The organism is Tildeniella sp., assembly GCF_059505325.1.
In genome coordinates this window covers 1-18,460 of record NZ_JCACKI010000064.1, presented here as the reverse complement: position 1 = coordinate 18,460, position 18,460 = coordinate 1, and the positions used below count along the sequence as shown (strand labels likewise).

20 protein-coding genes and 1 tRNA gene are annotated in these 18,460 nt (G+C 51.4%); 13 read left to right on the top strand and 8 right to left on the bottom strand.

The features are described 5' to 3' along the window. From AC5JO6_RS21375 to def, 3 genes are all read left to right on the top strand, one after another. The coding region (locus AC5JO6_RS21375) for a hypothetical protein (protein ID WP_496083059.1) at window positions 1–209 on the top strand (209 nt) is incomplete at its 5' end. Between the two features lie 197 nt (window positions 210–406). Beyond that, window positions 407–1,663, top strand: a complete 1,257-nt coding sequence (locus AC5JO6_RS21370) for an HhoA/HhoB/HtrA family serine endopeptidase (protein ID WP_496083058.1) — start codon at window positions 407–409, stop codon at window positions 1,661–1,663. Window positions 1,664–1,766: 103 nt separating this feature from the next. Continuing rightward, a complete protein-coding gene (gene def / locus AC5JO6_RS21365; RefSeq protein WP_496083057.1) occupies window positions 1,767–2,294 on the top strand; it encodes a peptide deformylase in 528 nt (175 codons plus the stop codon). Window positions 2,295–2,302: 8 nt separating this feature from the next. On the opposite strand, the gene AC5JO6_RS21360 is transcribed toward def, so the two are convergent. From AC5JO6_RS21360 to AC5JO6_RS21345, 4 genes are all read right to left on the bottom strand, one after another. Beyond that, on the bottom strand, window positions 2,303–2,674 hold the full coding sequence (locus AC5JO6_RS21360) for a TSUP family transporter (protein WP_496083056.1): 372 nt from the start codon (window positions 2,672–2,674) through the stop codon (window positions 2,303–2,305). Window positions 2,675–2,815: 141 nt separating this feature from the next. Further along, a complete protein-coding gene (locus tag AC5JO6_RS21355) occupies window positions 2,816–3,232 on the bottom strand; it encodes an NUDIX hydrolase (RefSeq protein WP_496083055.1) in 417 nt (138 codons plus the stop codon). Window positions 3,233–3,270: 38 nt separating this feature from the next. Further along, window positions 3,271–3,735 (bottom strand): DUF3531 family protein, encoded by a 465-nt coding sequence (locus tag AC5JO6_RS21350; RefSeq protein WP_496083054.1) that lies wholly within the window; start codon window positions 3,733–3,735, stop codon window positions 3,271–3,273. A 117-nt stretch (window positions 3,736–3,852) separates the two neighbouring features. Continuing rightward, window positions 3,853–5,241, bottom strand: a complete 1,389-nt coding sequence (locus AC5JO6_RS21345; protein ID WP_496083053.1) for a glycosyltransferase — start codon at window positions 5,239–5,241, stop codon at window positions 3,853–3,855. Between the two features lie 108 nt (window positions 5,242–5,349). Between AC5JO6_RS21345 and shc the strand changes: the two genes are divergently transcribed. Continuing rightward, window positions 5,350–7,329, top strand: coding sequence for a squalene--hopene cyclase (shc, locus tag AC5JO6_RS21340; RefSeq protein WP_496083052.1), 1,980 nt, complete (start codon window positions 5,350–5,352; stop codon window positions 7,327–7,329). Between the two features lie 189 nt (window positions 7,330–7,518). On the opposite strand, the gene AC5JO6_RS21335 is transcribed toward shc, so the two are convergent. After that, window positions 7,519–7,591: transfer RNA gene (locus AC5JO6_RS21335), tRNA-Phe, on the bottom strand. Between the two features lie 176 nt (window positions 7,592–7,767). Here AC5JO6_RS21335 and AC5JO6_RS21330 point away from each other — a divergent pair. The 4 genes from AC5JO6_RS21330 (at window position 7,768) to AC5JO6_RS21315 (ending at window position 10,549) form a co-directional block, all read left to right on the top strand. Next, complete coding sequence (locus AC5JO6_RS21330) at window positions 7,768–8,535, top strand: DUF1350 family protein (RefSeq protein ID WP_496083051.1); 768 nt, start codon at window positions 7,768–7,770, stop codon at window positions 8,533–8,535. Window positions 8,536–9,026: 491 nt separating this feature from the next. Further along, complete coding sequence (locus AC5JO6_RS21325; RefSeq protein WP_496083050.1) at window positions 9,027–9,374, top strand: DUF8631 domain-containing protein; 348 nt, start codon at window positions 9,027–9,029, stop codon at window positions 9,372–9,374. Between the two features lie 122 nt (window positions 9,375–9,496). Next, window positions 9,497–9,682, top strand: a complete 186-nt coding sequence (locus tag AC5JO6_RS21320) for a TLTLP motif-containing protein (protein WP_496083049.1) — start codon at window positions 9,497–9,499, stop codon at window positions 9,680–9,682. Window positions 9,683–9,904: 222 nt separating this feature from the next. Then, on the top strand, window positions 9,905–10,549 hold the full coding sequence (locus AC5JO6_RS21315) for a DUF3318 domain-containing protein (protein ID WP_496083048.1): 645 nt from the start codon (window positions 9,905–9,907) through the stop codon (window positions 10,547–10,549). Between the two features lie 242 nt (window positions 10,550–10,791). On the opposite strand, the gene guaA is transcribed toward AC5JO6_RS21315, so the two are convergent. Further along, window positions 10,792–12,405 carry a glutamine-hydrolyzing GMP synthase gene (gene guaA, locus AC5JO6_RS21310; RefSeq protein ID WP_496083047.1) on the bottom strand — a complete coding sequence of 538 codons (1,614 nt, stop codon included), beginning with the start codon at window positions 12,403–12,405 and terminating at the stop codon, window positions 10,792–10,794. Window positions 12,406–12,538: 133 nt separating this feature from the next. Further along, on the bottom strand, window positions 12,539–13,660 hold the full coding sequence (gene cbiD, locus AC5JO6_RS21305; protein WP_496083046.1) for a cobalt-precorrin-5B (C(1))-methyltransferase CbiD: 1,122 nt from the start codon (window positions 13,658–13,660) through the stop codon (window positions 12,539–12,541). 488 nt (window positions 13,661–14,148) lie between these two features. Between cbiD and AC5JO6_RS21300 the strand changes: the two genes are divergently transcribed. Continuing rightward, window positions 14,149–14,568: an STAS domain-containing protein gene (locus AC5JO6_RS21300; protein WP_496083045.1), complete on the top strand. Its 420-nt coding sequence runs from the start codon at window positions 14,149–14,151 to the stop codon at window positions 14,566–14,568. Window positions 14,569–14,582: 14 nt separating this feature from the next. Here AC5JO6_RS21300 and AC5JO6_RS21295 read toward each other — a convergent pair whose 3' ends face one another. Continuing rightward, a complete protein-coding gene (locus AC5JO6_RS21295; RefSeq protein WP_496083044.1) occupies window positions 14,583–15,146 on the bottom strand; it encodes a Uma2 family endonuclease in 564 nt (187 codons plus the stop codon). 49 nt (window positions 15,147–15,195) lie between these two features. Here AC5JO6_RS21295 and AC5JO6_RS21290 point away from each other — a divergent pair, with 49 nt between their 5' ends. From AC5JO6_RS21290 to AC5JO6_RS21275, 4 genes are all read left to right on the top strand, one after another. After that, window positions 15,196–15,354 (top strand): hypothetical protein, encoded by a 159-nt coding sequence (locus AC5JO6_RS21290; RefSeq protein ID WP_496083043.1) that lies wholly within the window; start codon window positions 15,196–15,198, stop codon window positions 15,352–15,354. An 86-nt stretch (window positions 15,355–15,440) separates the two neighbouring features. Next, window positions 15,441–16,241, top strand: a complete 801-nt coding sequence (locus AC5JO6_RS21285; RefSeq protein ID WP_496083042.1) for a PspA/IM30 family protein — start codon at window positions 15,441–15,443, stop codon at window positions 16,239–16,241. A gap of 165 nt (window positions 16,242–16,406) precedes the next feature. Beyond that, window positions 16,407–16,733: a thioredoxin family protein gene (locus AC5JO6_RS21280; protein WP_496083041.1), complete on the top strand. Its 327-nt coding sequence runs from the start codon at window positions 16,407–16,409 to the stop codon at window positions 16,731–16,733. Between the two features lie 157 nt (window positions 16,734–16,890). Next, window positions 16,891–18,063 (top strand): LL-diaminopimelate aminotransferase, encoded by a 1,173-nt coding sequence (locus tag AC5JO6_RS21275; protein ID WP_496083040.1) that lies wholly within the window; start codon window positions 16,891–16,893, stop codon window positions 18,061–18,063. Window positions 18,064–18,460: the final 397 nt, after the last annotated feature.

Genomic DNA, 18,460 nt, shown 5'->3' with positions numbered 1-18,460 from the left:
GGTCAGCGGTCAGTGGTCAGCGGTCAGTGGTCAGCGGTCAGTGGTCAGCGGTCAGCAGCAAGAACGAATCTATAGGGCGATTTTATAGAATTGGTATTACCGCAGAGCGGAAGCAAGCTACAGCAGACAGTCAGTTCAGTTTAAGGATGTTGGCTGACTGGCAATGTGGACTCACTATAATGTCGCTATTTGGTAGGAAGACCCTGTGACAGCAGTGCGACTACAACGCCATACGCCTGTTCTAGATTTTGAATAAGGTAGGATGAGCGTAAGGGTGAAGTGATGCGTTGCTCTCGATCGCACTCCCCTAGCCACTAAGAGCTGAGTGAGGAGAGCAACAGCGCGATCGGCTTACTTGCTTTGAAATAACGTTTCTTACACTCGCGGACAACTGGAAAGTACAATAATGAACACTTCCACTCATAAACAAGGCAACACACGCAAATTCCTTTGGAAACCAGCGGCTTACTTGTTACTGCCACTTTTGGGAGCAGGCACTGCTTTGCTGGGTGATCACTGGCTGTCGTCCAGTCAGGCTCCGACGCAGACGGCGATCGCGCAAACAGCTACTCCCCTAGTGCCTACTCAGCCGATCGCCCAGGCACCTAACCGTAGTAGCGCCATTCTTTCCTCTAGCGATCCCAACTTTATTGTGAATGCGGTCGATCGTGTGGGTCCTGCCGTTGTCCGCATCAACTCCTCTCGCACCGTCAAAACCCGCCGACCCGAAATTTTTAACGATCCATTCTTCCGACAGTTTTTTGGCGATGTGCCTACTGGTCCCTCGACTCGCGTTGAGCGTGGCACAGGCTCAGGGTTCATTATCAAGGCTGATGGCTTGATTTTGACCAATGCTCACGTGGTCGATGGGGCAGATACAGTGATTGTGACGCTAAAAGATCAGCGTGAATTTAAGGGTAAGGTGCTGGGTACTGACCCGCTGACTGACGTAGCCGTGATCAAAGTTGAGGCAACCAGCTTGCCAACCGTCAATTTGGGCAATTCCGATCAGCTTCGACCCGGTGAATGGGCGATCGCGATCGGCAACCCCCTCGGACTCGACAACACCGTTACAGTCGGCATCATCAGCGGTACAGGTCGCACCAGTTCGCAAATCAAAGCGCCTGACAAGCGCGTGAGCTTCATCCAAACCGATGCTGCCATTAATCCTGGTAACTCCGGTGGTCCCTTGCTCAACCAGCGCGGCGAAGTGATCGGCATGAATACTGCGATCATCGGTGGCGCTCAAGGCTTAGGGTTTGCGATTCCCATCAACACCGCGCAGCAAATTTCAAACCAACTCGTCGCCACTGGTAAAGCAAGCCATCCTTATCTTGGCATCCGTATGACGACCCTCACGCCAGAACTAAGGAAGCAGGTCAACAGCGACCCTGAAGCTGGTATCAACGTCAAAGAAGACAATGGTGTGTTGGTGTATCGCGTCATGCGTGGTTCTCCTGCTGCCCAGGCTGGACTCAAGCCCGGTGATGTGATTCAAAAAATCAACGGTCAGACAGTTAAAACGGCAGATGATGTGCAGCAAGCCGTTGAAAAAAGCTCCGTGGGCGGCAACCTTCAGGTGGAGTTGAAGCGCAACGGGCAACCACTGACACTGGCAGTACGTCCCGGCGCGTTTCCCACGCAGACGGCGCAGAGTGAGTGAGGGATGAAGGCTGAAGGCTGTAGCTTTGAGTTGCACCTTCTGCTTTCCCTCGCAACGATGACTGTTTTAGACTGAGACTATTCGTTTTTGGCAGCGCTTTTTTATGCCTGAACTGCTTGAAGTGATTGAGTTGGGAAACCCTATTTTGCGTCACAAGGCGCAACTTGTGGAGGATGTACAGTCCAATCGCATCCAAACGCTGGTTGAGAATTTGCTGGTAACGGTTAAAGAGGCGAATGGGGTTGGCATTGCCGCACCGCAAGTGGCACAGTCCGATCGCCTTTTTATCGTGGCATCGCGTCCCAATTTGCGTTATCCCGCTGCGCCAATGATGGAACCCACAGCGATGATCAACCCCCGCATCCTTGCTCACTCTGACGAAACGGTTAAAGGCTGGGAAGGTTGCCTCAGCATTCCAGGCATTCGGGGAGAGGTGCCCCGCGATCGAGCGATCGAGGTCGAATACACGGGACGCGACGGCAAGCTGCACAAGCAGGAATTAACCGATTTTGTAGCGCGTATTTTCCAGCACGAACTCGATCATTTGGATGGCATTGTGTTTCTCGATCGCATCGAAAGCACGCAAGACCTCATCACCGAACGCGAATATCAGCGCCTTTTCCCAGGCTGATGAGCGCTCTAACGAAAAAACAGGTAACGAGCGCCAATGACGAACAGAAAGATGCCGTAGAGCTTTTTCATCAGGGCGCTGCTGATAAACGGTTGATTGGCAAACAATGCGCCAAAGAGAAAGCCGACAAATAGCCCAGCAGCGATAAAAATGGCATCCCGAATGCTGAGGTTGCCTTCTTTATAGTAAACAGCCGCACCGAGGAGACCGATCGGCAAAATTTGGGCTGCGATCGACGTTCCTGTCGCATATTTCTGATCCATCCCCAGCAGCAGCACCATTGCAGGCACCATAATCGCCCCGCCGCCGATGCCAAACATCCCACCTGCAATGCCAGCCGCCAAACCAATGAGCAACAGTTGAACCGTCAATGTAGACATAGAGCTTAAGTCCGATCGGATCTGTTAACTACACACTGAGATTACTTATAGCAGTACTCAGCGGTGAGTTCAGTCTAGGAATGCACGAACTTTAGGAAAAGGCAGAGCCTAAAGCTGAACAAAAATCGGAAAACTTATCCTTCACTCAAGATATTGCAAGCATTCTGCTGGCACGAGGCGCAATTCACCGGATTGGAAGCGATCGCGCTCAATCCAGGATGCAACATACGACTCACCGCTATCAATAAAGTCTATTTGCTCGTGCTGATAGAACAATGGATCGACAAAATCGCAACTGTAAAGCTGAACCAATTCATGCCCCGGTTTGCCGTTAAATGTGAACAGGTTTTCTAGACAACCGAGGTAGCAAATGTTCGTTAATTCTGCCTGAAGTTCTTCTCGAAATTCTCGCTTCAGCGCCTCCAGACTCGTTTCACCAAACTCAATGCCACCACCCAACGCACGATAGAAAGAATCCTGTTTCACGGGATCAAAGCCCTCAGAAACAAACAGCCGCGAACGGTTTTGAATCAAACCCAGAGCGATCGCCCGAATCATTTCTTTTCCTGCCTTCTGCCTTCTGCCCTCTGCCTCACCTAATTCAAATCATTCGCATCAGAAAACGTATCCGATCGATAGCGACTATCACCTGTCGTCCAGTCATCGTTTTCGCCACCAATGATCAGGCTTTCCAGCACCACGTAATCTTTGCTGAACTGCCGTAGAGACGTGATGAGGACATCCAGGGCGATCGCGTCACTGGTGCCCAGGTCAAACCAGCAGCGTCCCCAATTGCCCTCGTATTCCACCTCGCCCATGTTGTGCATCAACGCCACCATGCTGCTATCAGCCAGATCATCGTCATATTCCATCTGGCTTACTTCTAGCCCCATATCCTGCACCTGGAGATTTTCGGCATTAAAGCCGCCCAATTTGCCCAAAAAGAACCAGGAATTGAAGACTTCCTCCACGTATTGCTTTTCCATTTCGGAGGGCACAGTGCTGAACTCAATCCAGATCCAAACGTTAAACGGGTCAAATTCTCGAAACTGCACGTTCATTTTGCTACTCCTGCGTTCCCAAGAAGATTAAAATGGCAAATTCAAGCGGTAGCCACTTTTAATTTTTAACTTCTCATTCATTCCCTGTCCTTAGCCATCATGACACGGTACAAACGGCTAATAGACTCGTCCTTTCCATGCCCCACCCTTGCCGCGCCAGTGACGGAGGGCAGAATCGAGCGTCATGAGCGTGTAGAGAAGGGCGATCGCGGGCAGTCCAAACGCCAGCAGCGGTGGGCATTGATACAGCAATAGCGTTGGTAGATACGCCACAGCAATCAGTAACCAGGTGGTAAGTCCGATGAGGGCGATCGCCCAATTTCCGGTGACAAGTCCAGCGATCGTGCTGACAGGTGGCACCACATAAACGATCGTCATCCCCACCAGCGTTCCCAACAGCAGCAACGGCGAATAGTTGAGTTGAGTAAAGGCAGTACGCGCCACCATATCCCAAATCGTTTTAAGCGATGGGTAGGGACGTAGGCTATGAGTTTCGCGGGTAAGCCCCAGCCAGATTTTGCCAGATGTAGGGTGTAGGGTGTGGGGTATAGGGTGTGGGGAGGAGTTTTGGATTCGATCTCCGCGCCTCCGCGTCTCTGCGGTTTCCTGACTTCTATCTTCTACCGCCCAACCTCTCAATCCCTTCACCGCTTGTGCCAGCGAACAATCATCAATCAACGCCTGACGCAGAATTTGCAATCCCCCAATTTGCGTCAATGCTTCGCGGCGAATGAGAATACAGCCACCAGCAGCAGCGGCAAGTTTGCGATCGGGATCATTTGCCCAGCGAAACGGGTAGAGCTTTTGAAAGAAAAAGACGAAGGCAGGAATGAGCAGTTTTTCCCAAAGACTCTTACAGCGCAACAGCACCATCAGCGACACCAGATCCAGATCATCCGCCTGCGCTTTGGCAACCAGTTCGCGCAAATTTTCGGGGTGATGCTCAATATCCGCATCGGTTAGCAGGAAGTAATCGGGTTTCGGTGTTAGCGTTTCGGCATACCGAATGCCCTGTTCCATTGCCCACAGCTTGCCCGTCCAGCCAGCAGGAAGCGGTTCCGCCGTCACCACCGTTAACGTTGAGTCCTTGTCTAAAACCTGAGCCGTTTGCCGTGCGACATCAGCGGTGCCATCGCTACTGTGGTCATCTATCAGCACAATCTGGAAATGGGGATAGGTTTGGGTGAGGAGCGATCGCAGCGTTACAGGCAGTAGATCGGCTTCATTACGAGCGGGAATAATGGCACAAATGAAAGGGAGTCGGGAGTCGGGAGTCGGGAGTCGGGATAAAGAGTTCCGAGTTAAGAGTGCTTCCCCTGCCCCCCTTTCTTCTTCTGCCTCCTGCCTTCTGCCCTCTGCCTTCTGCCCTCTGCCTCCTGCCTCCTGCCCTCTGCCGCCTTCATCCGTTAAGAACTGATCCGATCGCCAAAACTGTCCGCGCCCAAACAACAGCACGAGCCAGATTACCAAAGACAGCAGCGTGATTCCTAACCCAATTTCAGCCATTACCAATTGCCAAGACTCTTCACTAAGAGGCAAAATACAACATCTGCCAATTGTAGCGATAGGTGCCGTTGGCAGATGTTGGTGAGGTGTGTTGAGGATGGGTAAAGTATGCAAACTCAGGAACAGGGTGCAGTCGATCGCACGAAGGTAACGCAGACAGAGCTAGAGGACGCGATCGCCCGTAGTCAAAATTACCTGCTCTCGCTTCAGTATCCCGACGGCTACTGGTGGGCAGAACTGGAATCGAATGTCACGATCACGGCAGAAGTGGTGCTGCTGCACAAGCTTTGGGGTACGGATAAAACGCGTCCCCTGCACAAAGTCGAGGCGTATTTGCGATCGCAGCAGCGTGAACATGGCGGTTGGGAACTGTTCTATGGGGATGGCGGCGAACTGAGTACATCGGTTGAGGCATACATGGCACTCAGGCTGCTGGGTGTGCCTGCGAGTGATCCGGCGTTGGCAAAGGCGCGATCGTTCATCTTGAAACGGGGCGGCATCAGCAAAACGCGCATTTTCACCAAGTTTCACCTGGGTCTCATTGGTTGCTACGACTGGCGCGGGTTGCCCTCCATTCCATCCTGGGTAATGCTGCTGCCGGACGCGTTTCCAGTGAACATTTACGAACTGTCGAGCTGGGCGCGGGGCAGCACAGTGCCATTGCTGATTGTGTTCGATCGCAAACCCGTCTACATCACCGAGCCAGCGATTAATCTGGACGAACTGTATGCCGAAGGACGCAGCAACGTGCGGTTCGAGCTACCGCGCCAGGGCGACTGGACGGATTGGTTTGTGCATCTCGACAGTGCGTTCAAACTGGCGGAAAATCTCAATCTCGTCCCCTTCCGGCAAGAAGGCATCGATGCTGCTGAAAAGTGGGTGCTAGAACGGCAAGAAGCGACGGGAGACTGGGGCGGCATCATTCCCGCGATGCTCAATTCGCTGCTGGCACTCCGGGCGTTGAACTATAACGTTGCCGATCCGATCGTCGCACGGGGTCTCAAAGCCGTTGATAATTTTGCCCTGGAAACCGAGGAGCACTACTGGATTCAACCCTGCATTTCGCCTGTCTGGGATACGGCATTAGTGATGCGATCGCTCGTCGATTCGGGGCTTGCTCCCGATCATCCCGCTTTGGTGCGCGGCGGCGAATGGCTCCTGGAAAAGCAAATTCTCGACTACGGCGATTGGGCGGTCAAGAACCGCAACGGCAAGCCTGGAGCGTGGGCATTTGAGTTCGATAATCGCTTTTATCCCGATGTAGATGATTCCGCTGTCGTCGTGATGGCGCTGTGTGCCGTCCAGTTGCCCAATGAGCCATTGAAACAAGCCGCGATCGATCGTGCCGTTGACTGGATTGCCACTATGCAATGCACCCCTGGCGGTTGGGCAGCCTTTGACCTCAACAATGATCAAGATTGGCTCAACGCTATCCCCTACGGCGACCTCAAGGCAATGATTGACCCCAACACGGCGGATGTGACCGCGAGAGTGCTGGAGATGGTGGGGAAGTTGGAAAGGATAAAGGATAAAGGCTTAAGGCTAAATGAAGAGTCCGATCTTTCATCCTTTATCCTTTATCCTTCATCCTTAGACCGCGCCCTCACCTATCTCCGCGCCGAGCAGGAACCCGAAGGCTGCTGGTTTGGTCGCTGGGGTGTGAACTACATCTACGGGACGAGTGGGGTGCTGGCAGCGTTATCTCTGGTGGCACCGAAAACGCATCAGCGGGAAATCGATCGGGGTGCCAAGTGGTTGGTGAGTTGCCAAAATGCCGATGGTGGCTGGGGTGAAACGTGCTTGAGCTACAACGATCCATCGCTCAAAGGGCAGGGCACCAGCACAGCGTCACAAACTGCCTGGGCACTGACTGGTCTGATGGCAGCAGGCGACGCAACGGGAACGTATGCAATGGAGGCACTCGATCGCGGCATCCACTACCTGGTGCAAACCCAGCGACACGACGGCACATGGGATGAAGACTACTTCACGGGTACAGGCTTTCCCTGCCACTTTTACCTGAAGTATCACCTCTATCAGCAGCACTTTCCACTGACGGCGATCGGGCGCTATCGACTTATCAAGTAGCGGTTAGTGATTGCAATAACCTGATAGATAGATCCCCTATAAACGAATGCACACTCAAAAAACGCACATCCAAAGAAATCTTCAGAGTTAATAACGCGGTAAGTCGGCATGGCTGTAGCCAAAATTCAATAGCACAGTATGTTGGCGTATTGCTTAATTTCTTTTCAAGAAGTAAGTCGTCTGAAAGGATGCCAGGACGGGGACTTGAACCCCGGACACGAGGATTTTCAGTCCTCTGCTCTACCAACTGAGCTATCCCGGCGCTAATTTAGTGCTTAACCAACTTAGCAAACGTATGTAACTAAATGCAAGCAAATTGAGGAAACAGAGGCGATCGCCTAGCAAGCAGCACGCGCTCTAAAGCAGGAAATGGTGTTCATACGGCAGAATGAAACTAGGCAGTGCTGTTCTACTGCTCACTCCTTCATTTTCTAACGCATGGATTGGCAGGAAATTTCTGGCAACTGGGTCTTAGTACCACCGCGACCCACCGCGATCGTGCATTTTCTTGGTGGTGCATTTGTCGCAACAGCGCCACAGGTTACTTATCGCAGGTTTTTAGAGCAGTTAGCCGCGCGAGGATATGTGATTGTTGCCACACCGTTTGTGAACACGTTTGACCACACGGCGATCGCAAAAACTGTGATGCGATCGTTCGATCGTGCCCTGGAGACTCTACAAACGAGCGTGCTCCGTAAGCGCTACCTGCCAATCTACGGGATGGGTCACAGCATGGGCTGCAAGCTCCATTTGCTGATTGGTAGCTTGTTTCCTGTGGAACGATCGGGCAATATCCTGATCGCGTTCAACAACTTTTCGGCTCGCAATGCCGTACCGTTAGTGGAACAATTCTCACCCGTTTTTGCAGTTGAGTTTACCCCATCACCGCTGGAAACGAATGAGCTAGTTTCCCAGAGCTATCAAGTGCGCCGAAATTTACTGGTGAAATTTACGAATGACACGATTGACCAAACAGCCGCTTTAACGAGCGTCCTACAAAGCCGCTTTCCAGGCATGGTTGTCGCTCAGATGCTGCCCGGTAACCACCTCACGCCGCTTGGTCCCGATATCAAGTGGCAAGCAGGAGAGTTTTTTACACCGTTAGACGCGATCGGGCAATGGGTACGCCAGGAAGTCTATCGAGAACTCCATCAGCTAGAACGTGCCGTATTACGCTGGCTCGATCCACTTGCATCCTTCAGCTAAAGCCGTTCATAGTCCTGATGCCGTCTATCCAGGTGGTGTGGTCGTCTCATCAATGCCTTACCGAAGAACTAAGTAGCTGCGCGTAATTAAACTAAAGATGATTTTGGGAGTGGAGGGGGCGCAGCCCCCAAACCCCTTTCTTACAATTAATTAGGGCTACCTACTTATTGTGCAGAGTCGTAGCATCGTTGACTCTGGAATTGTCTAGAGGAGAACTAGCAATGGCGTTTTTCAAACCGCTATTTCAACTGGGAATGCTATTTTTACTGACGGCTCTCATGTGTTTCGTCTTACTCAACCTTTTACAGATAACGCCGCTATGTGGTGTTGGTTTCTTCTGTGTCGGTACGATGGCTGTGATTCTAACCGTCGATGCCCTCTAGCTTGTAGGCTTGTAGACAACCGAAAACAAGCAGTCATACCAACCGCAGTAAGGCTGGAATCTCATGATAAGATTCACTGAGTCTAAAGTGACAACTCCGGCAATGCTTATGGATAGTGAAGCGAACGGTGAGTGGAATGGGCTGATGGACATTGAAGCGGTGCAGAAAACGCTCAACCGTTCTAGGGCTTCAATCTACCGCTACGCCAATACCGATACAACCGCCTTGAATCCACCTTACAACCCATCCCTCCTGAATCCTGAATTGCGCTTAGACAAGGATGATGTCTTGCTTTTCCATCCAAATGAGGTTGCCCGCTTTGCTAAGGACGTACTGAAGATTAAACATGTTACCGTTGAAGTCCGCGAGGCACCACCAACGCCAACGCAGGAGCTTTTGCAGGCGATCCTGGTAGAACTTCAGAGTATCCATACGCTCTTGAAGGCGCGATCGTAGGAACGTTGCGTTTGTTTACTAGAGCTTACTGCTCAAGTGGTACTCGCTAAAATAATCGTGTTAAGTGCTGCCGAATCAAGCGTCCGGCTTCACTCACTCAAATTTGGTGCGTAGAGATTTTTATGGAACCAGGTAGTCCGTCCGCCAGTACATCTGAGCGATCGACCAATTGGACAGCAGATTTTATCGGCATCGTCATCGCTATACTGACCCTTACTGTGCCGTTAGCGGTGATTGCTTACTATTCAAGCAGCTCAGATGCTCCATCTGCTACTGGCTACGTCAAGCAGCGCGCTGAAAGCCGCTAAGGATACAGTTGGTACGGCTCAGTGGCGCACCGTTCAGTCTATTTGCTCGGCAGGGATCAGTTTAGCTAGCCATCAGTGTCTACGGGCGGCAGAATCTTTTGCGATCGCACTTGCGTGAAGGGAGCAAGATCTTGGAGAATAAGCAGAACTGCAAAGGCGTTCTGAGATCGCTATGATCTGAGTAACGGCATTTTGATCATTTGAGATTTTCTGGGCAGAACCATGACATCATTCGCAACCACCTCTGCTAAAGCTGAAATGAGTGAACTGCGGCGGCTGAGAACCCTACTGCCGCCGGAACTTCAGAGTTGGGTATCGGTTGAGGGCACGACGGCAGTTAATCCACCCCTAGTCACTTGCGAAGAAATTGGCAAGGATGAAGTTGAAATTCAAATTGACATGGTGAAGTGGGAGCAGTTAGCAACCGATCAGCGTAATCTTCTCTTCTGGCATGAAGTCGCCCGCATCCAAAACGATACGATTCCTAAAGATGGCTGGGAAATGGCAGCCTTAGCGATCGGCTTAGGTGGGGCAGTCGGTGAACTGTGGGTGCAGGATGGTCTGCTCTTGCTGCTGGCGCTAGGCTTGTGCGGAGTCTCGGGCTGGAGGCTCTGGCAGAAGAATAATACCGAGAAAACGATGAAAGAGGTACTGGATGCGGATGAAAAGGCGATCGCGCTTGCCACTCGCTTTGGATACACGCTCCCCAATGCTTATAAAAGTCTCGGTAGCGCTTTGAAGGTGTTGATCGAGCAGTCGAACAAAAAGCGGCTGCGATCGAAGTACGAAGCTCGACTAGATGCGCTGAAAAAAAGCGCTGCTAAGGCAAAAGCCAAAATGAAGGGCACAGAGAGCGAGGCTTACTAGATTAACTCAACTTTGCGGTTGCTAGCGTGGTGAGCATCACAACGATCATGTGTGTAAGCAACTCGTTCACTCGTCCATTCGCAGTCGAATCTAGATACTTCTAATACGTTCTTAGTACGAGCATGAGCTTTCTGAAAACGCAAGGTTTTCCACAGAAAACTCTTCTTTTACATGGGTTTTCCACAGACTTTCGCTAGTTTTCCACAGGCAGCAGGGTTAGGAACGGCACTGCGATCGGGCAGTTATTCCCACTCGATCGTGCCAGGGGGCTTAGAGGTGATATCGTACACCACGCGATTAACGCCCCGCACTTCATTCACGATACGGTTTGAGATAATTTCCAGCAAATCGTAAGAGACGCGAGACCAATCTGCGGTCATGCCATCTTCGCTGGAAACAAAGCGCAGCACAATCGGGTAAGCATAGGTGCGTTGGTCGCCCATAACACCCACACTACGGACTGGTAGCAGGACGGCAAACGCTTGCCAAAGTTCGTTATACAGCCCAGCCCGGTTAATTTCTTGGCGCACAATCAGATCGGCATCCCGCAAAATGTCCAGGCGGTCTTCAGTGACTTCGCCCAAGATCCGAATGGCTAAACCGGGACCCGGAAATGGTTGCCGCAGCACAATTTCTTCGGGCAAGCCGATCGAGCGACCCACTTTACGGACTTCATCTTTAAACAACTTGCGAAGCGGCTCAATGAGTTTGAACTGTAGGTCTTTCGGTAGACCGCCCACATTATGGTGGCTTTTGATCTTAACTGCTACTCGTTCACCCGTTTGGGGATCAACGTTGGTATCAGCCGATTCGATCACATCTGGATACAGAGTGCCTTGAGCAAGATAGTCGAATGGTCCCAATCGTCGTGACTCTTCCTCAAAGACACGAATAAATTCATGCCCAATGCGCTTGCGTTTGACTTCAGGATCGGTAACGCCCTGCACCTGTGCCAGAAAACGCTCCCGCGCATTGACATAGGCAACTGGAATGTGAAATTGATCCCGGAATAATTTGACCAGACGCTCTGGCTCTAGCTTTCGCATAAAGCCCTGGTCAATAAACATACAGGTCAACTGGTCGCCGATCGCCCGATACAGCAAAAACGCCAGTGTTGACGAATCGACCCCACCCGAAAGGGCAAGCAGCACTCGCTTATCGCCAACTCTTGCACGAATTTCGCGGATTGCCTCTTCAACAAACGCATCCGTTGTCCAGGTTGGTTCACAGTGGCAGATATGGTAAACAAAGTTGCGAATGAGCGCCAGCCCGCCGATGGAATGCACAACCTCTGGATGAAATTGCACCCCGTACAGCTTGCGATCGTGATGGGCGATCGCCGCACAGGCTGTGTTTGCCGTATGTGCCAGCAGTTCAAACCCGTCTGGCAAGCGCGTTACCGAGTCACCATGACTCATCCACATCGTTGTGCCATCTTCCACATTGGTCAACAGATCGGTGGGGTCGTCGATCGATAACGATGCTTTACCATATTCTGCAAGCTCTGAGCGCTCCACTCCGCCCCCAAGTTGCTGCACCATCAGTTGCATCCCGTAGCACACGCCCAAGATCGGTACGCCTAAGCTCCAGATCGCTTGGTCACACTGAGGCGCACCCGTGTCATACACTGAGTTGGGACCACCAGAAAGAATGATGCCCTTCGGATTGAGCTGTCGCAGTTGCGCTACCGTTGTCCGATAGGAAAGCACTTCAGAATAAACCTGCGTCTCCCGAATCCGACGAGCAATCAACTCGGAATACTGAGAACCAAAATCTAAAATGACGATCATCTGGCGATCGAGTCGATTTTGATCGATCGATTCAGCCTCAAGCTGTTGTTCTGTCTGTAGAGTCACCGAGTTATCCTAAGATTTGCTACAAAGGTGGACTATGGGTAACTGTAATGTTCTCTCTGGCAGAGGCTTCTCAATCACAGTGAATTTTTAAGGCGTGAATCTTAAACGCGATGCGTAATTTTTCGTATTGTAACTAGACTAACAAAACTTGCTCTAGTAAAACGATACCCGCCGGACTCTTCGTTAAAATTTGTCGGCTGCGATCGAACAAAACGGTGCCAACGTTCACCGTTCGCTCACTGTGCGTCTGAATGTAGGTTTGAGCACGCGTATCAATTGTTTGCGCGATCGTGCCATACACCTGCTCTACCCAGTGTTGCCCCGTCGTTGCATCTAGATGTTTCAAGTACTGTAAGCCATCTTCTGCGGTGGCACAGCTAAAAAGCGCTTGCAGGTCTTGAGTGGGTAAGCCCGCGATCGCGCAATGAGCCGTGAGCGTTTCCAGGCGACCATCCGCTACGTAATGGTGTGTGTGAAAAATACCGCTGGCGAGCTTCATCAGCTTGCCGTGATAGCCAAATAGTAAGACAGACTGAACTCCTTGCAGCCCTGCTTCTACAAGCAACGGACCTAGCCAGTTTGCCGTTTTCACCAAGCGTGCTGGCTCAACTCCCAACTGTCGCACCAGATCCAGCCCATTCTCGCCAATGCAAAACACCAGACAGTCGAACCAAGCAGCTTTTTGCCGCAAAGCCTCACGAAACGCCTCCAGTTGTCCTGGTGCGCTCAGCGGTTGCGAAATGCCCGTTGTACCTAGTAGCGACAGTCCTTCCACCACACCAAACGCCTCATTGGACGTTCGCTTAGCAAGGGCACGTCCTTCTGGCAAAATCAACGTGACTTGAATCGTTTCATCCGGCTCTAACCAACGATTCAAGTTCTCCAACAGCAACCGTTTCGCATAGGCATAAATTGCCGCTTGCCCATCTGCCTGCCGTCCTAGACCTTCACCACCTTGCAGGGCGATCGCCTCCACCTGATTCGCATCACCCCACTCAACCATTGCCCAAAGTGGTGTGTGACGGGTCAAATCCAGGTTATTGCCAGGGTCACTGCGGGTGACTGCCAGCGCCGCACCCGTCTTTAAACCCGCAACTTGCTCGATGGGAATGTCTACCGTTTCGGCTGGCTCCAGCAAGTCTACCGCTATGGTGGCGATCGGCTGCGGTTGACGTAACCAACGCAGGGCAGCGATCGCAGCGGCACAAGCAAAAACAGGCAGCGTATAGCCAGCACGAGGCGGAAGAACCATCATCAAGCGGGATAACGGACAGCAGGAGAGCGTTGAGTCGCTGAGGGCGTTTCGCAGAAAAGGCTCTACGTCAGAGAGCGTTGAGAGCCAGATTTTGAGCAGCGATCAGGCGACAAGCGCTTTGGGAATAGTAGAGAAGAGAGTTGCTTATTAGCATCGGGAATCGTTAGTGCATAGTCAGTAGTTAAGCATCAGCGTTGACTGCTTGATTGTCTGTTTTTATAAGCTACGTCTACCCATGATTTAAATCACTCTTAAGTTCAACAACGCGCACTGAAGCTGAGTGATCCGTGACAGTGCTTTGACTGATAAGAGACATACGCGTGAGTGATCAGCGGCAGCTTTGAAAGCAAGAGCTTCAATCACTATATAAGTAGCAAACGTGTATCTTTCTTTACTACTTGTACAGCTATCTCGCGTTGCCATGATCGGCAGTTTGGCAAGGCTTGAAGACCACGATCGCAGCGATCGATTCAAGGATGATACCTTCTATGACACTCGTTTATGCTGACGCTCCAAAAACCCTTAGCGTAATACTTGACCTCTCACCAGCGACAAAACCCCACACCATTGTCCTCCAGCCGAGCGCAGCGCTCAACCGAGCCAACAGTCTTGAATTTCAGTTGGCGTTAGAAAAGGCACTGGAGCAAGTCACTGAAGCGGTTATCGTCGATTTGATTTGGGTCAACTCAACTGATACCTACGGTATTGCTGCCTTGATCGCAGGTATACAGCGTGCCGCAGCACTGGGTAAGTTCCTGTCTTTTCAGTCGATGGCGGCGAACAGTCAGCTTGCTTTGGAACTGGCATGGGCACATCAACAGGAAAGTATTTCTGGTGCTTGGACTCACACCTTTAGCAGTGAGCTGGAATCATTTTTAGACGGCTCCACACCTGGAGAGACTGCCTGACAGTCCCCTGCTGTCTACTCCAACAGCCAGCCAAAGACTGTACCGACCGTTAACTGTAATTCGGCTGCAAACTCTGGAACAGGTAAAGTGTCGCCTGGTTCGTCAAACAGTGCCACATGATTAGGAGGCGTGTAGACCAAGATCGACTGTTCCTTTGGGTCAATAAGCCAGCCTACCTGCGTACCATGCTTGAGACAGTGCAAAATATTACGCGTGACTTTCGTTTGCCGTTGGTCGGGGGAGAGAATCTCGATCGTCCAATCGGGAGCAAGCAGGAAAACATTTGCCACCGCACCATCGGCATCGCGCGGAATACGTTGCCAAACAAAGACGGTGACATCGGGTACGATCGATCGCCTACCAAACGTGCAGCGTAATTCTAGAAGTGCCCTGGCAATTTTTTGAGGCTTCGTTATGGCATTGATCGTCGTGACTAACTCCCCTTGAATTGTGCTGTGTTCTCCACCCGGCATTGGCTTCTGAATGATTTGCCCATCGATATATTCGCTGGCGGGCTTGGTTTCTGGCAGTTGCAGAAATGCCTCTAGCGTCAGGGTCTTCGCGGATATCTGTACCATTGTGGCGGCTCCAACCTTTTAGAGTGCTTCATTGCTATGCTAGTCTTCTGTGCTTCACGCCATCACATCCCTTAAAAAATCCGTTGGGATCTACGCGATCGCGCCTGAGAGTTTCTACACTGGAGGCGGGGCGATTGATTCTCAGCCCCTACTGGAGTGCTTGCTGGAGTGCTTGATCGCAGAAGCGATTCAGCATGTGATTGCCTAAAATAGTCATATCCGACTGATCGATCGGCAGGTGAACGTCTCAACCTGCACTGCTAACCTCGTATACCGCTGTAAGGAAAGAACGTTATGGGATTATTTGACCGTGTTAGCCGGGTAGTGAGAGCCAATCTGAACGATGTGGTCAGCAAGGCAGAAGACCCCGAAAAGATTCTTGAGCAGACTGTGATTGACATGCAGGAAGACCTGGTGCAGTTGCGGCAAGCTGTTGCCAGCGCGATCGCCACTCAAAAGCGTTCCCAGCAGCAGTATAACCAGGCTCAAACCGAGGCAAACAACTGGCAGCAGCGGGCACAGCTTGCCCTCCAGAAAGGTGATGAAAACCTGGCACGAGAGGCATTGGTTCGCAAGAAAACCAATAGCGAAACAGCAGCGACGCTGAAAACCCAGCTTGATCAGCAAGGCACAATGGTTGACACGCTCAAGCGCAACCTGATTGCTCTGGAAGGCAAAATCTCGGAAGCAAAGACTAAGAAAGACATGCTTAAAGCACGGGCAAGTGCTGCGAAAGCCAATGAACAACTGCAAAACACGGTTGGTCGTTTGGGTACTGGCAGTGCGATGGGGGCCTTCGAGCGCATGGAGGACAAAGTGCTTCAGATGGAAGCACGATCGCAAGCCTCCGCAGAATTGGCAGGTGCCGATCTGGAAAGTCAATTTGCCCTGCTGGAGTCAGGCAGCGGCGTTGATGATGAACTGGCAGCAATGAAGGCACAGTTGCTAGGACCAGCAACCCCTCAAAATCAGGCTCAGCTTCCTGGTGCAGCGACAACAGAGCCAACATCTGCTAAAGCCCCATCTACAGCGGCAGCCGATCCTGCCGTTGATGCCGAACTTGAAGACCTGAAGACAAAGCTGGATCAACTGTAAGGGAAAGGTTAAGAAAAGTCTCAAAGATGAAGGCTAAAGGCTAAGAAGCTCTTTTAGCCTTCCTTAAGATTTCAGACTTTCCTACTGCCTCTCTTTGCCTTGGCACCGCAGACTACGTCAGAATGTTGAGGCTTTGTTTACTGTGACATGGTTGTAAAAACGGGTATGAGTAGCGTCATTACAATTTCAGAGACTGATTTTGAAGCAGAGGTACTGCAATCAACTCAACCCGTGTTGGTGTATTTTTGGGCAACTTGGTGTGGTCCCTGTCGATTGATGACATCGGTTGTGAATGGATTGGCAACCAGTTACGGCGATCGCTTGAAAATCATCAAGATGGAAGTCGATCCGAACCCCACCGTTGTGGCGACCTATAAAGTCGAGGGTGTGCCAGCCTTCCGATTGTTTAAGTCTGGAGAAGTACTGGAAGCAGCCGAAGGAGCCATTAGCAAGCAAAAGTTGGAGGGCTTTCTGAGTCCTCATTTAGCGTAGAAGCATCGTTACCAAACGGACAAGTCGTTTCTACAGACAGGCAGAGCTGATTAGGCTAACTCCAACAGTTTGTGGTCAGTCCAAAGCGGTAAACTGAGGCTTACAGTTTTGTCATTTTCACGCTCAGCCTACTGCTGATGGCTGATGTCTTACCGCCATGCAATTCGCCAACCGCCTAAAACCGCTCCAGTCCAACGTTTTTGCTGACATGGATCAGGCAAAAGCTAGAGCCAGAGCAGCGGGAAAAACACTCATTGACCTCTCGTTGGGATCATCCGACTTGCCTGCGCAACCGCATGTGCTGGAGGCGATCGCACAATCTCTCCCTGATCCCACGACGCACGGCTATTTGCTGTTCCACGGTACTCAGGCATTTCGGCAAGCCGCTGCAACCTGGTACACCCAAAAGTTTGGGATCGCCGTTGATCCAGAAACGGAGGTTCTCCCGCTCATTGGCTCTCAGGAAGGCACGGCTCATTTACCATTGGCAATCTTAAATCCAGGCGACTTTGCGTTGCTGCAAGATCCTGGCTATCCATCTCATGCGGGAGGCGTTTACCTGGCAAGTGGGCAAATTTACCTGATGCCATTGCAGGCTGAGCATGACTTTCTGCCTGTGTTTGAGGATATTCCAACCCACGTATTGGCACAGTCGCGCCTGATGGTGTTGAGCTATCCTCACAATCCCACTACCGCGATCGCACCCCTGTCATTCTTTCACGCAGCCGTCGCTTTCTGCCAGCAGCATAACCTGGTGCTGGTGCATGATTTTCCATACCCGGATTTTGTGTTTGATGGCATTCAGCCACCGTCTGTCTTGCAAGCCGATCCAGACAAAACGGTGTCGATCGAGTTTTTTACGATGTCCAAGTCCTACAACATGGGCGGGTTTCGTGTGGGGTACGCGATCGGTAATGCGGATCTGATTCGTGCTTTGCGCCAGGTTAAAGCAGCGGTTGACTTCAATCAGTATCGAGGCATTTTGAACGGTGCGATCGCGGCTCTCACAGGAGACCAGGCAAGCGTTAGTGCAGGCGTAGATATTTTTCGTCAACGTCGTGATGCGTTTGTTGCAGCGCTGCATGACATTGGTTGGCAGGTGCCTTTACCCTCTGCCACGATGTACGTCTGGGCAAAACTGCCAGAATCCTGGGCAAACCGCTCCATCCAGTTTTGTACGCAGCTAGCAGAAGCGACGGGTGTAGCAGTTTCACCCGGTGCGGGCTTTGGCAAATCCGGTGAGGGCTATGTCCGCTTTGCCCTCGTTCATGAACCTGCAATCTTGCAAACGGCTGTGGCGAGAATGGCAACGTTTCTGCATTCTTACTGAGTGGTTCAGCCTGCACACGTAGAGGCTTGGCGAAATTACTGGTTCATGACATCGCTGGTTCATGACATCGCTCATACCCAGTCTTCATCTAATCTTGATTGAATCATACCGTGACTTTACTGAGTCAAGGGATTCAGGGTTTACACTGGAGATAAGAAAACAATTCGGGCAGCCCGTGAGCCTACCGAGAAATGAGAAGCAGGCAATCTGACCTGATGGTAGAGATGGTTTTGTAGAAGCGTTTTCTCAACCTATCATGAGAGGCAAAGGGGAGCAGTTCTGCTCTCCTTTTTTTTGAGCTTTCAGCGATCGCGTAATGCCCAATTTGCTTTCATTTTCAGTCTAAGAGGACGTTTTAAAAGTCCAGATGCTTGTAGCATTGGCGACTGAAGTCGCG